This is a genomic window from Granulosicoccus antarcticus IMCC3135 (genome assembly GCF_002215215.1).
Lineage (GTDB): Bacteria > Pseudomonadota > Gammaproteobacteria > Granulosicoccales > Granulosicoccaceae > Granulosicoccus > Granulosicoccus antarcticus.
This window is the reverse complement of the sequence record NZ_CP018632.1, coordinates 814,822-830,116: the sequence shown is the minus strand read 5'-3', so window position 1 is coordinate 830,116 and position 15,295 is coordinate 814,822. Positions and strand designations below refer to the sequence as shown.

Genomic DNA, 15,295 nt, shown 5'->3' with positions numbered 1-15,295 from the left:
ATACCGACGGGGCTGGTACGACACCTCAATGAGATGACTCATTCGAAACTTTGTGCCAACACCAGACAGTAGAGCAACAAGCGGTTCGTTTTGTGCAGGCCTTCGACCACTTGCAATCGAACCTGTCTGACTCAGATTAAACGATCCGATGGCTCCAGAGCGAAACGCATGAGGATCTGCCCTAACCCATTTATTTTTAATGCTTTCACAATTTTAATATTGTCAGAATGATACCCACTGCTGCGTTTAACGATATTGTGAAACGATGAATATTGTTGTCATCACAACTGTCATTGCCTCTCTGTTTCTGGTCATCGGCCTTGCCGAACCATTGGCAGCGCGCATGCGCCTGCCCTATGTTGTGATGCTCGCTCTGCTCGGCATCCTCATCGGTACCGGATCAACATTTTTTCTGCATACCGAACTGACTGATGCTCTCAATCCGGTGGCCGCAGCCATTGTTGATCTGCCTATCCGGGCCAATGTGTTCATGTATGTGTTCCTGCCGACCTTGCTATTCCAGGCAACTCTGGGCATGGATCTGCGTCGCATGCTCGATGACTGGGTACCTATTCTGGCGCTGGCCGTCATCGCCGTTCTGGTTGCAGCACTGGCCGTCGGCTACGCACTCTTCTGGACCGGGGTGCTGCCGCTGGCAGCCTGCCTGCTGATCGGTGCCATCGTCTCCACCACCGACCCCTCAGGCGTCATTGGCATATTCCGATCAATCTCGGCACCTCAACGACTGAGCCGTATCATCGAGGGTGAAAGCCTGCTGAACGACGCCGCTGCGATCGCCCTGTTCGGCATTTTCATGGGCGTGGTAATGCAGGGCGTTCCAGATCCGAGCCTGCAAAGCGCTCTGGCTGGATTCCCGCAGCTTATTGCCGGCGGTGCACTGATCGGCTGGCTCATCGCGCGTATCGCGATCATGCTCATGGCAGTTACCGGCAGATTCGAACTCGCTCAGCTTTCAATTTCAGTGGCCGTCCCCTATCTGGCATATATCGGGGCAGAACAGAGTATCGGTGCCTCCGGCATCATTGCCGTAGTCACCGCCGGTATGACCTTGAATTTTGTCGGACCAACGCGCCTGTCTCCGCAGACCTGGCAACACCTGCGAGAAGTCTGGGACCTGCTTTCGCATTGGGCCGGAGCGCTGATCTTTATCCTGGCCGCCTTATTGATTCCACGTCTGCTTCAGCAAGTGCATTTATCCGATATGGTGTTGGTGCTGGTGATGGTTGCCGCGGCAATGACAGCCAGGGCACTGATCCTGTTCGCTCTCATGCCACTGCTGTCGACTCTGAGGCTCTCTCCTCCGGTCGAACAACCTTATCGAATTGCCATTCTCTGGGGAGGCTTGCGAGGGGCTGTCACGTTGGCACTGGCGCTAGCCGTGACGGAAAGCGTCCTGGTACCCGACGAAGTCAAACGCATGGTCGGCATACTGGCAACCGGCTTTACCCTGTTTACACTGATCGTGCAAGGTTCAACCCTGCGCCTTGTCATCAGCTACCTTGGCCTCGACAAACTCTCGTCGGTGGATCAGGCGCTGTCAAATCAAGTGCTGGCCGTGACCCTGCAAACTGTACGTGAAGATGTCGAAAAAGCCACCGACAAATACAATCTGACTCACGAAACCGTCCGCTCAGAGGCCAAGCTCTTTGGTCAGCGCCTTGATCGGGCAGTAAAGACCATAGAAGACAACGCCCGGATTCCCGAACAGGGTCGACTGACCCTTGCACTGGTTGCGCTTGCCGGAGCAGAACGGGACAGTATCCTGGCAAGACTGCGTGAACGAGTCATCACCTCGCGCTTGTCCGAGCAGGCCCTTACCAATGCGGATCGCATCATAGAGGCAACACGCACTGACGGTAAGGCTGGTTATTTGCGCGCGGCAGAGGTAAGCCTGAGTTTCGGGCACAGTTTCAAAAACAGCGCCGTGCTTTACGACTGCCTGGGAATATCCAAGCCACTGGCCTCACTGACCTCTGACCGATTCGAACTTCTGCTGACGCACCAACTGATTCTGCGGGATCTGCACACCTTCATTGATCACCGCATCCGCCGCATTCATGCCCGCCAGGTGGCTGATATTCTGCATGAGCTGCTGCGTCAGAGGCAGGCGATCCTCGACCGGGCTCTGGATGACTTGCGCTGGCAGTATCCTGGCTACGCCGAACAGCTGGAGCGTCGCCTGATTCAACGCATCACGCTACGAATGGAAGAGCGTGAATACGACCATATGCGAGCCGATGGTTTGATTGGAACAGAATTGCACTCAGCTCTTATCAGGGAGATCAGGCAGCGTCATGTTGCCCGTCGCCCCCGACTCAAATTGCCCAAGAACAAGGTAGAATTACTACGCCACTTTCCGCGCTTTGCTGAACTCGACGATGCCACTCTTGATAAATTGAGTCAGGCAGTGGTCACTCGCCATGTCAATGCTGGCACGATCATCATCAAGAAAACACAGCCGATCAAGAATGTGTATTGCGTCATCTCCGGTGCCGTGGACATGAAGTCCGACAATCGCAAGACACACAGACTGCTGCATGGCGAGATGTTTGGACCGATAAACAGATCACATGAAAACCTGCACAAGACCGAGGCTATTGCGGCAACTGCATCGACATTGCTGGTCGTGACTGAAGACCGCTTCAACGGTTTGCTGAATCTGGATCTGGTTTAAAAACGCACGCGCACGCCATGTATTTGGCGGCAGTCCCTGCCTGAGCACCTGTGAGCTGTGCCCATTCGGCAATTTCATGCATTATTCCTCTTGCGCGCTTCTGGCCCTGCCGTCACCAAGACCTTGTCTGGAATGCACATGTCGCTTGCAGACAACTCGCCATCACTTCACAATCGAGCCACAGATCTTTCGATCTTTCGCCAATAGAAGTACGAATCAGTACTCAAACACCCTCATTGGAGTCGCACTATGAAGTTCACTGTTCGCCAAACCCTGCTCGCCGTGACCAGCTCGCTGGCGCTGAGTCTCGCCACTCCAGCGGTACATGCTGATGAGTTCATCAACATTCTCACCGGCGGCACTTCGGGTGTCTACTATCCACTGGGCGTCGGTCTGTCAAAAATCTATGCCGAAAAGATCGACGGTGTACGCACTCAGGTGCAATCAACCAAAGCGTCTGTAGAAAACCTCAACCTGCTGCAGAAAGGTCGTGGCGAGCTTGCTCTGGCACTAGGTGATTCTGTAAAACTGGCTTGGGAAGGCAACGCCGAAGCTGGCTTCCCTGCACCACTGGACAAGCTTCGTGGGATTGCAGCTGTTTATCCAAACTTCATCCAGATCGTCGCCTCCAAAGAAAGTGGTGTCACGGATCTGGCCAGCTTGAAAGGCAAGGGACTGTCAGTGGGTGCCGCAAAATCAGGTACCGAACTCAATGCTCGCGCCATCATGTCAGCAGCCGGCATGAGCTACGACGATCTGGGTAAAACAGAATTCCTGCCATTTGCAGAGTCTGTCGAGCTGATCAAGAATCGCCAACTGGATGGCACCCTGCAATCAGCAGGTCTGGGCGTTTCATCTATCAAGGATCTGGCTACGGCTCTGGACATCACTGTCGTATCCGTACCTGGAGAGCTGGTCGAGACACTTGGCGCACCTTACATCGAAGCGGTCATTCCGGCTGGCACCTACAAAGGCCAGGATGCCGATGTACCGACAGTTGCTGTTGTGAACTTTCTGATCACTCATGAAGATGTCTCCGATGACATGGCCTACGCCATGACAAAAGAGCTTTTCGAGAACCTGCCAGAACTTGAAGCGGCTCATCAGGCAGCCAAGCAGATCAAACTTGAAACCGCAATTTCAGGAATGCCACTGCCATTGCATCCGGGTGCTGAGCGTTATTACAAGGAAAAAGGCCTGCTGTAACCCTCCCTCCTTCTAATCTCCTTCAATAAAAAAGTACGCCTATGAACAGCAATTCAGCCACACCCGCAGCTCCCGAGAATATAGATGCACACGATGTATCGGCAGGAGCTTTCGATATGGGTTTACCAGGCCGAATGCTGTTCTGGATCGCAGTGGCTTTCTCGGTCTTCCAGATCGCCACTGCGGCCCACCTACTGGATTTACCCAGTCAGATTGTCCGCGCCTTGCACGTAGGCTTCCTGCTGCTACTGGGCATGCCGCTGGTAGCCCTGTCGCGTCAGTGGCCGGCATGGGCCAGCTGGCTGATGATCGGTTGCGCCGTCGCAGGCGTTGGCGTTGCCTTGTATCAATGGGTGGAATACAACGACTTGCTTCTGCGTGCAGGTGACCCCTTGCAACGTGACATCATCGTCGGTGTCATCATCCTGGTACTGGTCTTTCTGTCCACCTGGATACTGATGGGTCCCGCGCTGCCCATCATCGCCGGTCTGTTCCTGGCCTACTGTCTGTTTGGCCAGCATCTGCCTTCTCCGCTGAATCATCGCGGCTACGATTTCGAACAGGTCATTGATCATATGGCTTATGGGACCGAAGGGATCTACGGCATCCCTGTCTACGTCTCGTCCACCTATATCTTCCTGTTCATCCTGTTTGGCTCCTTTCTCGAGCGGGCAGGCATGATTCGTCTGTTTACTGATGTATCGCTCGGTCTGGTCGGCCACAAACTGGGCGGTGCCGCCAAGGTCTCCGTCATCTCATCAGCTCTGATGGGCACCATTTCAGGTTCCGGTGTCGCCAACGTGGTGACCACGGGTCAATTCACCATCCCTCTCATGAAGCGTTTCGGTTATCGCTCGGCTTTTGCCGGTGGCGTCGAAGCCACTGCCTCCATGGGCGGTCAGCTTATGCCACCCGTCATGGGTGCCGTGGCTTTCATCATGGCAGAGACACTGGGCGTCGAATATGTCGATGTCGTCAAGGCAGCGATCATCCCCGCCGTTCTCTACTTTGTTTCAGCTCTGCTCATGGTTCATCTGGAAGCCGGACGCCATGGCCTTGTCGGCGTTCCAAAATCCGAGCTGCCCTCGCCCATGGCAGCACTCAAGAAAAGCTGGTATCTGCTACTACCTCTGGGTGTACTAGTCTGGTTGCTGTTCAGCGGCTATACCCCTCTGTTTGCCGGTACCGTTGGCCTGGGTCTGACGGTCATGCTCATACTGGGTGGCTCGATTGCACTGGGTCTGGGTGAAGGGCCGTTGCGTATTATCTTCTGGGTTGCACTGGGACTTGTAGCAGCTGCATTCCTGCAGTTCGGCATCAAAGTCGTCTCGCTGGCCGTGCTGGTACTGATCGGCTGGAATGCCTTTTCGCAGGGCGGCCGTGAAACACTGGTCATCTGCCGTGACTCTCTGGCAGAAGGTGCACGCACCGCCTTGCCCGTCGGCGTTGCCTGCGCTGTCGTGGGTATTATCATCGGCACCATGACGCTGACCGGTGCCGCCAACACCTTCGGTCAATACATCGTCTCGATTGGTGAGCAGAGTCTGTTCCTGTCGCTGGTGCTGACCATGATCACCTGCATCATTCTGGGAATGGGTATTCCAACCATTCCCAATTACATCATCACGTCGTCCATCGCCGGCCCTGCGCTTCTTGAACTGGGCGTGCCACTGATCGTCAGCCACATGTTTGTCTTCTACTTCGGCATCCTGGCTGATCTGACACCGCCGGTAGCACTGGCCTGTTTTGCAGCCGCACCGATTGCCAAGGAAAATGGCTTGAAGATCTCAATGGAAGCCATCAAGGTGGCTGCCGCCGGTTTTGTGATTCCGTATATGGCGGTGTACACCCCGGCATTGATGCTGCAGGACGGTGGCCCATTGGCAGAATCAATCGGTTACCCATTGGCTGTCATCTACATAGTCTTCAAGGTGCTACTGGCGATTGGCCTGTGGGGCTCTGCGGTCATTGGCTATGCAAAATCGGCGCTGAGCTGGCCGATGCGAATACTGGCCGTCGTTGCAGCCTTCAGCCTGATAGCATCACTGCCCCTGGCTGACGAGATCGGCTTTGTACTGGCAGGCCTGTTCGGCTATCTGATCTGGCGTCAATCGCGTGCATGAGTGCTCTGTGCGTAGCAACGGCTGCCGCCTTGTTCAGCTGGAGCACTTCCAGCTTTACGCTCTCCTGGACTCATTCTGTCGAGAAGACTGAATGGCAGGAGTCATGGGTTATTGAAGACAATGCCCTCGTGCTGGAATCTGCACGCGTGAAAGGTTCGGGTGCCGGCATGGACCCGGGCGAAGGTGCAAAACTGATCGATGGCTGGTGGCAGTGGCAACCCACCCTGCCACCACTACCGGCTTTGCATCTGTCAGCCTCCGGAGCCACCGCTTCACCCTGGACCTTGTGCGTTGCTGACGAATGCATGAGCCTGGGTGAGCAGGCAGAGGCTGCCGTAAAATTATGGAGTTGCCCTGAAAAAGCTGAAAGCCACTGAGTCGATCTGGCCACTTTGAGCGAGCGACCATGCAGGTAAGCTGAATACCGAGAAAACCCCAAATAAATTGACACAAGGGCATAATCCGCGACTGTGACGCCAGCAATGCAACAGCGGCGTTCTTTTTCTCATCTTCGAGAGTTTAGTCATGAAATTTCGCTTTCCGGTTGTGATCATCGACGAGGACTGGCGTGCAGAATCCGCCAGTGGACTAGGTATCCGTGCTCTTGGTAAAGCACTGGAGGACCAAGGTATGGAAGTGGTCGGGGGCTTCACCTACCTTGATGTGGCCAGGGTGGCTAACCAGGCCGCAAGAGCTTCAGCCTTCATCTTGTCCATTGATGATGAGGAAATCAGCGAACACTCTGACGAGAACCCTGTCATTCAGGAACTACGCGCATTCATTCAGGAAACGCGGCGGCGTAACAGCGACATTCCCATTTTTCTATTTGGAGAAACCCGCACCTCACGCCATATTCCCAGCGATGTTCTCAAGGAATTGCACGGCTTCATACATATGTTCGAGGACACACCGGAGTTCGTTGCTCGCTATATCATTCGAGAGGCCAATGCCTATCTGTCGTCACTGGCCCCGCCCTTCTTCAAGGCCTTACTCGACTACGCCAATGATGGGTCCTATTCCTGGCACTGCCCGGGCCACTCTGGTGGTGTCGCCTTTCTGAAAGCACCTGTCGGACAGATGTTTCATCAGTTCTTCGGCGAAAACATGTTACGTGCCGATGTCTGCAGCTCTGTGGAGGAACTTGGGCAATTGCTGGATCACACCGGCCCGGTGGCAGCCTCCGAGAAAAACGCAGCGCGAATCTTTGAGGCGGATCATCTGTTTTTCGTCACCAACGGCACTTCCACATCCAACAAGATTGTCTGGCATTCGAATGTCGGTACGGACGATGTGGTGCTGGTGGATCGCAATTGCCACAAGTCGATTCTGCACGCCATCATCATGACCGGCACCGTGCCCATTTTTCTGCAACCGACGCGCAATCACCTGGGCATCATAGGGCCCATACCGCGCGAAGAGTTCGAACAGAAAAGCATCCAGGCCAAGATTGATGCTCATCCACTGGTCAAGGACAAAACCAAAAGACCCCGCATTCTGACCATCACTCAATCCACCTATGACGGCGTCATCTACAACGTCGAAATGATCAAGAAAGTGATGGGAGACCAGGTCGATAATCTGCACTTCGATGAGGCCTGGTTACCGCATGCCGTGTTCCATGATTTCTATCATGACTACCACGCTATTGCAGAGGATCGACCACGCAGCGAAAACGCCATCGTGTACTCGACACAATCAACTCATAAACTGCTGGCAGGTCTGTCACAGGCATCGCAAATACTGGTACAAGACTCGAAGAACCGCAAGTTTGACACCTCGCGCTTCAATGAATCCTATCTCATGCACACCTCCACCAGTCCGCAATACGCCATCATTGCCAGCTGTGATGTGTCTGCAGCCATGATGGAAGCTCCAGGCGGCACGGCACTGGTACAAGAGTCGATCGTCGAGGCTCTGGAATTCAGGCGTGCCATGCGCCGGGTTGGATCCGACTACAAGGAGTCCTGGTGGTTCAGTGTCTGGGGCCCCAAGAATCTGGGTGACGACGGCATCAATGATCGCAAGGACTGGATTTTGCGCAGCAATGATCGCTGGCACGGCTTCGGCAAGCTGGCTGCCGGTTTCAATATGCTCGACCCTATCAAGGCCACTCTGGTAACCCCGGGTCTGGATATCAATGGCAAGTTTCAGAAAAGCGGCATACCCGCCGCCATCGTGACACGCTACCTTGCCGAGCACGGCGTGGTTGTCGAGAAAACCGGACTCTATTCTTTCTTCGTCATGTTCACGATCGGCATCACCAAGGGTCGGTGGAATACGCTGATCACCGAACTGCAGCAGTTCAAGGATGACTACGACAGTAACCGCCTACTCTGGAAGGTCATGCCTGAATTCGTAGCCGCTAATCCGCGATATGAACGTGTCGGCCTGCAGGATCTGGCACAACAGATTCATGAGCAATACCGTCACCATGATATTTCGCGTGTCACCACCGAGATGTACCTGTCCACGATGGAACCGGTGATGCGACCCAGCGATGCCTTTGAATGTCTGGCGCATGACGAGGTGGATCGTGTCCCCATTGATGAGCTGGAAGGTCGGGTTACAACCATGCTGGTGACCCCCTACCCTCCCGGCATTCCTCTGCTGATTCCGGGTGAACGGTTCAACAAGGCTATCGTGGAATACTTACAATTTGCTCGCTCCTTCAACACCCACTTTCCCGGCTTTGACACAGACGTACACGGAATCGTGGTTGAGGAGATCGACGGCAAGACCGAGTACTTTATCGACTGCGTCTTCCAATCAGTGGTGGAGGCCAGTCAACAGTAATCAACCCGTACGGAGCGCTCCTGGAGCGCTCCTGACTACGCACCAAACCAGACGTTGATAGCCAGACAGCTGGCTATTCCAACGATCACATTCATGGGCACACCGATTTTCAGGAATTCCACAAACCGGTAATTACCGGCGACATGCACCAGGGTATTGGTCTGATACCCCACGGGCGTTGCAAAGCTTGCACTGGCACCGAACATGACGGCAACGATCAATGCCGTGGGGTCTGTACCCAGTTGCTCACCGAGCTTGATGGCAAGTGGTGTCATGACAACAGCGACCGCATTGTTTGTCACCATTTCAGTCAGCAGTGATGTCAGAGAATAGATGATCAGCAAGACAACAAAGGGGGATGCAATCTGCATCCACGGCATGATGAGCGTGATGATCAAATCGACTGCACCCGTATTCTGCAGTCCAAGACCAACGATCAGCATTCCATAGATGAGAATCAGCACCTCGGCATTCAGAGCCGCCCACGCGTCTGAGGATTCCAGGCTCTTGACTGCCAACAGGACACCGATACCAATGATTGCCGCAACCGGTAAACTAGCCCAGGAAAAAGCCGATGCAGTAATAACTGCCAGCAGAGTCGCCAGCGCTATGGTTGCGCGCTCGCGCAGAAACGGTTTTTCCACAGGTCGGGATGACTGAGCCAGAAACGGATCGCGGGCCACCCCTTGCAGTGATACGGTACTACCTTCAACCCATAGCTGATCGCCAGCATGCACAACCAGAGAGTTCAGGTCGGGGCCTGCCAGATTGCGATTGCGACGCACGCCAATGATGGACACCGGAAAGCGCGACAGAAAATGTGCTTCCGATAACCGACGACCCACAATACGGCTCTCACTTAACACCGTAAAGCGTTCAATCTGCAACTCACTGTCACGAGCAGGCCGGCTTCGCACACGTACGCCCAAATCCAGATTCTTGCGCGCCACCAGAGTCGCCAGTTCGCTGGCAGTGGTGCGCAGTATCCAGTGATCCTTGGCGCTCACCTGCGACTTGTTATCTCTGGCGATTCTGGCACCAGAACGAAACAGACCGAGAACGTTGATGCCGCGGGGTTTGAGCACCGTCACATCGTCATAAGGCTCGCCCAGTCCACTGAATTTTTCACACACACGCACTTCAGTGATGATATTTGCCTGGGTCGGAGTCTGCTGATCCGAACCCGGAGCGCTCTTCGGTAACAAAAAGCGGCTCATCAACAATAGTGAAACTCCCCCTACCACCGCCACGAAAACACCCACTACGGTGATATCAAAAATGCCGAACCCCGGATGCCCCAGACTCTTGGCAATACTGTTGACAACAAGGTTGGTAGAGGTTCCTATCAAGGTGCAGGTGCCGCCCAGGATGGCCATATAGGACAGAGGAATCAGCAAGCGCTTCGAGCTGATCTTGATGGATGCCGCCAGGCTGACCATTAATGGAATGAGTATGACAACCACCGGCGTACTGTTGACAAACGCTGAGGAGATGACCGCGATCAGCAAGAGCATGATGATCGCTACTGTCGGGTTCATTTTTGCTACCGCCAGTACTCTGCTGGCAAGCGCTTCCAGAACTCCCGTCCTGACCAGAGCCGCGGTGAGAATCAACATTGAGGCTATCGCAATCACGGCACCGTTAGAGAAGACTGACAACGCATCCTTTTCACCAACATAGCCCAGCAACATGAACGCTGCTGCACCGATAACTGCGATGGCAGAGGGTGGCGCCCTGTCTCTGGAAAAGCCCAACAGCATCATGAACAGGATGACAAGGCTGATCACTGCCGCATGTTGCTCAAGCCATGCATTGATCATTGCAGCAAGGATCCACAGACAGACAGCAGGTTTGACTCTGTTGTCGGCACCAGGCTACTACAGATAGTTGGTATGTCGAAAGAGATGGTGTTCAAGTCGCTCTTTTCAGATTGAATATTTTGGAGTGGGAGGGGCCAGACAAGAGCGACAGTATCAAACGCTTCAGTCGTGAATCCGGAAAGTTTGTCGGCAACGTAGGTTACATCGGAAAATCGTCATCAAGCCGAGTGGTATAGCTGGCCATGATCAGTACTATGCCGAACACACACATACCCGTCATGAGCCAGTAGCCCTGCACGCCTGCATATTTGTAGAGTGTGCCAGAAATCAGTACTGCAATCGCCAGAGCGGCGGTGGAGAAGGTTGCAAACAATGACTGGGCACGCGCTGCCATGGAGTCGTCCACACGACGAGCAATGAAAGTCACCGTTGCGATGAACAGCAGGCCAAACGTCAGTGCATGCAATCCCTGTAGAAGAAACAGAACAGGCACTGGTTGATCCGTGGTTGACAGGCTCCAGCGCACGATACCCATGGCACCGGCGGCGAGCATGCAGTGCCGCGAAGACAAGCGCTTGGCAACATCAGTAAAGCACCACATCAAGGCTATCTCCATGACCACGGCGAAACACCACAGCAGCGAACTGACCAGCGTACTGATACCTGACTCGATCCAGTGCAACATGGCAAAAGCGCTGAAGAAGGCATGCGAACCACTGATTAGTGCCGAGCCTGCAATTACCATGATAAAACCTTTATGTTTCAGCCCGCCCTGCAGAGAGGGTGCTGTCAGACTGTTGGTGGACATGGCCAGATTACCCGCCGGTGCACCCAGGTTGTCGGCCGGCGCCGCAAGCTTCTCACTGATCTGCATAGTGGTATCGCTTGATGGCTCTCTGAACCTGGGCAACATGCTCGAGCAAATCGCACGTACCAGAGCCCCAACTACCAGAGCCGGTACAAACCAATCCAGCCCCGCTACATTGAATACGAAACCACCCGTCAGCAAGGCAATCACGAAACCTACCGAACCCAACGCACGAATTCTTGAGTACTGGGAACCGCGCTTGCGAGTCAGGCTCAAGGTCGCACCATCTAGTATGGGAATCTTGACGGCAATCAACAGACCCGTCAGCGTCCAGACAACGATGATGTCGATGACATCGTGTCGAAACACAATCCAGCAAAAGAGCACGAGTATTACCCAGTCAAAGGCAATGATGGCTACGCGCCAATCAGACAAACGATCCGAGATACTGCCCAGATAGACAGCAGCAACGACCATGGCTGCCGATGGCAGAGCCACGATCAATCCTGTCATCTGAGCACTGACGCCCAAATGGTGTAACCAGGGCGAGAAGAAGGGCCCTGTCAAACCGATTGAGCCGTACATCATCATGAAATACAGAGTGAGACGCTGCTCAGGAGTCCAGGCCGAGAGACGGTTCATAGTCAGATTCAGGTCGGTGTGAGGTGGCGGATGTCGATTTGGATCGACGCGGTTTGACAAGTGGTTATGAAACGGAATCGACGCGTAATCACAAGGCAATTTGCTGCGTTTTTTCAGAGTCGGAGTTTGCCGGACTTGCAGGTCTGTAGACAAGCGATATGTTGCCCATCGCCCGCTCAAATACACTGGATATTTTCATTCTTCAGCCATCAGAAAATACTTTCCATCACATGTCTAACGACGATTGATCACTAAAGCACTTGCCTCTGATGGTGTTAGTCTCGGAGTCAATGAAGGCTTTTGCTATGAGTGAATCAACTTACGGTGGTCAAGCTAAATTGAATATTTGCAGCGAAGATACGATTTGCTTTTTACTGGCCGGAGGTCAGGGTTCTCGCCTGCATCCTCTGACCGCCGATCGCGCAAAACCCAGCGTGCCTTTCGGGGGCAAGTACCGGATTATCGACTTCCCCCTGAGTAATTGCCTGCACTCCGGAATCCGGCGTGTATTGGTACTGACACAGTACAAGTCGCACTCTCTGCAAAAGCATCTGCGCGACGCCTGGTCCATCTACAACCCTGAAATGGGCGAGTACGTCACCGCCGTTCCACCGCAGATGCGCACCGGAGAATCCTGGTACTCAGGCACGGCCGATGCCTTGTTCCAGAACCTCTATCTGCTGGAGCGCAGTGGCGCAAAACGCGTTTTGATACTCTCGGGCGATCACATCTATCGTATGGACTATGCCGCCATTTTGCGTCGTCATGCAGAACTGGATGCGGACCTTTCAGTCGCCTGTATGCGCGTGCCGGTCAAGGAGGCTACCGGCTTTGGCATCATGAGCGTCGATGAAGGTGATCGAGTGACAGCATTCGAAGAGAAGCCCAGCCACCCGACGACGCTGCCGGGTGACTCCCAGGTCGCAATGGCATCCATGGGAATCTATGTATTCAATACTGATGTGCTGCGTGAAGCACTCAACCAGGACCATGCCAATAGCAAATCCTCACATGATTTCGGTCATGACCTGCTGCCCGAGCTGATTCGTTCACGCCGGGTCGTGGGCTATCAGTTTGGTGGTGATGAGGGCCGGGTGACGCCCGACAGGTACTGGCGCGATGTGGGCACTGTGGATTCCTATTTCGACGTCAATATGGATTTGCTGGCAAGCAATCCACCATTGGATCTGTACCAGGACAGCTGGCCTATCCGAACCTACCAGGGGCAACACCCTCCTGCACGGGTAACTTCTGGCAACGAAACGTCGCGCGGTACGATCGAGAATTCGATGCTCGGCAACGGTTCCATCGTGTCTGGAGGCACAGTTATCAATTCAATCCTGTCTGCCCGTGTCAAGATCGAAGATGGAGCGCAAATCGAGTCAAGCATTCTGTTCGACAATGTTCACGTCGGTGCCGGTGCCAGACTGCGCCGCTGCATCGTTGACAAGGATGTTCGAATTCCGGCCGGGATACGGATTGGCTACGATGCAGAAGATGACGCCGCAAGATTCTCCATCTCCCCTAATGGAATTGTGGTTGTGCCCAAGGATGTACAGCTCTAACAGAAGGTTCAGAGTGTTTGTGAGAATGGCAAAAGACTGCTAACGTAACGTCATCAAAACCAACTTGAATAGCCATGACGTCACATATTTTTGCCAGCCCCTTGCCAGCTGTAAGCATTCCTGAGGTTTCCATCACCGAATTTGTGTTGCAACAGGCATCACGAGTACCCGATCGAGATGCCATCATCGATGGACCCAGCGGCAAGGCTTACACCTTTGAACAATTGCGTAGCAAAATTCACCAACTAGCCGGTGGACTCCAGTCAATGGGCCTCAAGCCCGGTGATGTAGTGGGTCTGATCGCCCCCAACTGCCCGGACTACGCGGTTGTCTTTCATGCAATCGCCGTCTGTGGTGGAACCGTGACCACCATCAATCCAGCCTATGCGGCTGAGGAGATAACGAAGCAACTCGAAAATTCAAATGCCTGCCTGTTGATATCAGATATCAGCTGCCTGCCTGTGGCCACTGAAGCGTCGAAAGGCAGCCCATGCAAAGAACTGATTTGCATGCAAGAACAGGAGAAGCTGCGCTACATTGACCAGCTAATGGGCGAAGAGATCGAACAGGTGAGTGTCGATGTTCGGCAACACCCAGTCGTGTTGCCCTATTCGTCAGGCACCACCGGTATGCCTAAAGGCGTCATGCTCAGTCACTTCAATCTGGTCGCTAATATTGTTCAGATTAATGCTGCAGTGCAATATGACACGGACGAGGCAGGGCTTGCAGTTCTACCCTTTTTCCATATCTATGGAATGCAGGTATTGATGGGAAGTCTGTTGACTGCCGGTGCAACTATCGTGACCATGCCACGATTTGATATGGAGCAAACACTGCAACTGATCCAGAAGCATCGCATTACCCAATATTTTGCCGTACCGCCCATTATTCTGGGCCTGGCAAAAACACCGCTTCTGGAGAAGTACGATATCAGCAGTCTGCGCAAGATCTTCTCTGGCGCTGCCCCTCTGGGCGGCGAACTGGCTGAAACCGCTTCGCAGCGTGTGGGTTGCCCAGTGGTACAGGCCTACGGCATGACTGAAATCAGCCCTGTCAGCCATATCACACCGGGTTACGACAGCCGTCCCGGCTCCAGTGGCGTTACGGTTTCCAACACCTTATCCCGGATTGTCGGCGAAGATGGTCAGGACCTGGGGATTGATGAAGAAGGCGAGCTCTGGGTCAAGGGCCCACAGGTCATGCTCGGCTATCTCAATAATGAGGAGGCCACACGGGAAACGATCGACGAGAATGGCTGGTTACGTACAGGTGACGTCGGCCGGATCGATGCAGATGGCTATATGAGCATTGTCGATCGAGTCAAGGAGCTGATCAAATACAAAGGATTTCAAGTAGCTCCAGCCGAACTTGAAGCCATTATCGTCACTCACCCCGATGTGACAGATGTCGCGGTAATCGGCATACCAGACGAAGAAGCGGGTGAGCTACCCAAGGCTTTCGTGGTACTCAAGAGTGCCGCTGATGGCGGCGAGCCGCAAACCAGTGCCGACGACATCCGAAACTTCGTCAAGCCGCATGTCGCAACGTACAAGCAAATTCATGAAGTTGAATTCATCGACAGCATTCCCAAGTCTGCCAGCGGCAAGATCCTGCGCAGGTTTCTCAGAAACAGCTAATCCCTG

9 protein-coding genes are annotated in these 15,295 nt (G+C 53.9%); 7 read left to right on the top strand and 2 right to left on the bottom strand.

All coding sequences use genetic code 11. The features are described 5' to 3' along the window. Positions 1-265: 265 nt before the first annotated feature. From IMCC3135_RS03595 to IMCC3135_RS03575, 5 genes are all read left to right on the top strand, one after another. Positions 266-2,695 carry a cation:proton antiporter gene (locus tag IMCC3135_RS03595; RefSeq protein ID WP_088916340.1) on the top strand — a complete coding sequence of 810 codons (2,430 nt, stop codon included), beginning with the start codon at positions 266-268 and terminating at the stop codon, positions 2,693-2,695. Between the two features lie 249 nt (positions 2,696-2,944). Further along, positions 2,945-3,901, top strand: a complete 957-nt coding sequence (locus IMCC3135_RS03590) for a TAXI family TRAP transporter solute-binding subunit (RefSeq protein WP_088916339.1) — start codon at positions 2,945-2,947, stop codon at positions 3,899-3,901. A 41-nt stretch (positions 3,902-3,942) separates the two neighbouring features. After that, positions 3,943-6,024: a TRAP transporter permease gene (locus IMCC3135_RS03585; protein ID WP_088916338.1), complete on the top strand. Its 2,082-nt coding sequence runs from the start codon at positions 3,943-3,945 to the stop codon at positions 6,022-6,024. Beyond that, positions 6,021-6,401, top strand: coding sequence for a DUF1850 domain-containing protein (locus tag IMCC3135_RS03580; RefSeq protein ID WP_088916337.1), 381 nt, complete (start codon positions 6,021-6,023; stop codon positions 6,399-6,401). Before IMCC3135_RS03585 ends, IMCC3135_RS03580 begins: the two co-directional genes overlap by 4 nt. A 148-nt stretch (positions 6,402-6,549) precedes the next feature. Next, positions 6,550-8,817, top strand: coding sequence for an arginine/lysine/ornithine decarboxylase (locus tag IMCC3135_RS03575; protein WP_088916336.1), 2,268 nt, complete (start codon positions 6,550-6,552; stop codon positions 8,815-8,817). A 35-nt stretch (positions 8,818-8,852) separates the two neighbouring features. Here the strand turns inward: IMCC3135_RS03575 and IMCC3135_RS03570 are convergent, their stop codons facing one another. Both IMCC3135_RS03570 and IMCC3135_RS03565 read right to left on the bottom strand, forming a co-directional pair. Continuing rightward, complete coding sequence (locus IMCC3135_RS03570) at positions 8,853-10,637, bottom strand: SLC13 family permease (RefSeq protein ID WP_088916335.1); 1,785 nt, start codon at positions 10,635-10,637, stop codon at positions 8,853-8,855. Positions 10,638-10,836: 199 nt separating this feature from the next. Continuing rightward, positions 10,837-12,087 carry an MFS transporter gene (locus IMCC3135_RS03565; protein ID WP_088916334.1) on the bottom strand — a complete coding sequence of 417 codons (1,251 nt, stop codon included), beginning with the start codon at positions 12,085-12,087 and terminating at the stop codon, positions 10,837-10,839. A 305-nt stretch (positions 12,088-12,392) separates the two neighbouring features. Between IMCC3135_RS03565 and glgC the strand changes: the two genes are divergently transcribed. After that, positions 12,393-13,652 (top strand): glucose-1-phosphate adenylyltransferase, encoded by a 1,260-nt coding sequence (gene glgC, locus IMCC3135_RS03560; protein WP_088916333.1) that lies wholly within the window; start codon positions 12,393-12,395, stop codon positions 13,650-13,652. A gap of 74 nt (positions 13,653-13,726) precedes the next feature. Further along, the gene (locus IMCC3135_RS03555; protein ID WP_088916332.1) at positions 13,727-15,289 is read left to right on the top strand and encodes an AMP-binding protein; all 1,563 of its coding nucleotides are present in this window, start codon (positions 13,727-13,729) and stop codon (positions 15,287-15,289) included. The last annotated feature ends 6 nt before the right edge of the window (positions 15,290-15,295 follow it).

Coding starts and splice junctions, on each gene's coding strand:
- IMCC3135_RS03585 (WP_088916338.1), top strand. CDS start 3,943: ATGAACAGCAATTCAGCCACACCCGCAGCTCCCGAGAATATAGATGCA.
- IMCC3135_RS03580 (WP_088916337.1), top strand. CDS start 6,021: ATGAGTGCTCTGTGCGTAGCAACGGCTGCCGCCTTGTTCAGCTGGAGC.
- IMCC3135_RS03565 (WP_088916334.1), bottom strand. CDS start 12,087: ATGAACCGTCTCTCGGCCTGGACTCCTGAGCAGCGTCTCACTCTGTAT.
- IMCC3135_RS03595 (WP_088916340.1), top strand. CDS start 266: ATGAATATTGTTGTCATCACAACTGTCATTGCCTCTCTGTTTCTGGTC.
- IMCC3135_RS03555 (WP_088916332.1), top strand. CDS start 13,727: ATGACGTCACATATTTTTGCCAGCCCCTTGCCAGCTGTAAGCATTCCT.
- IMCC3135_RS03570 (WP_088916335.1), bottom strand. CDS start 10,637: ATGATCAATGCATGGCTTGAGCAACATGCGGCAGTGATCAGCCTTGTC.
- IMCC3135_RS03590 (WP_088916339.1), top strand. CDS start 2,945: ATGAAGTTCACTGTTCGCCAAACCCTGCTCGCCGTGACCAGCTCGCTG.
- IMCC3135_RS03575 (WP_088916336.1), top strand. CDS start 6,550: ATGAAATTTCGCTTTCCGGTTGTGATCATCGACGAGGACTGGCGTGCA.
- glgC (WP_088916333.1), top strand. CDS start 12,393: ATGAGTGAATCAACTTACGGTGGTCAAGCTAAATTGAATATTTGCAGC.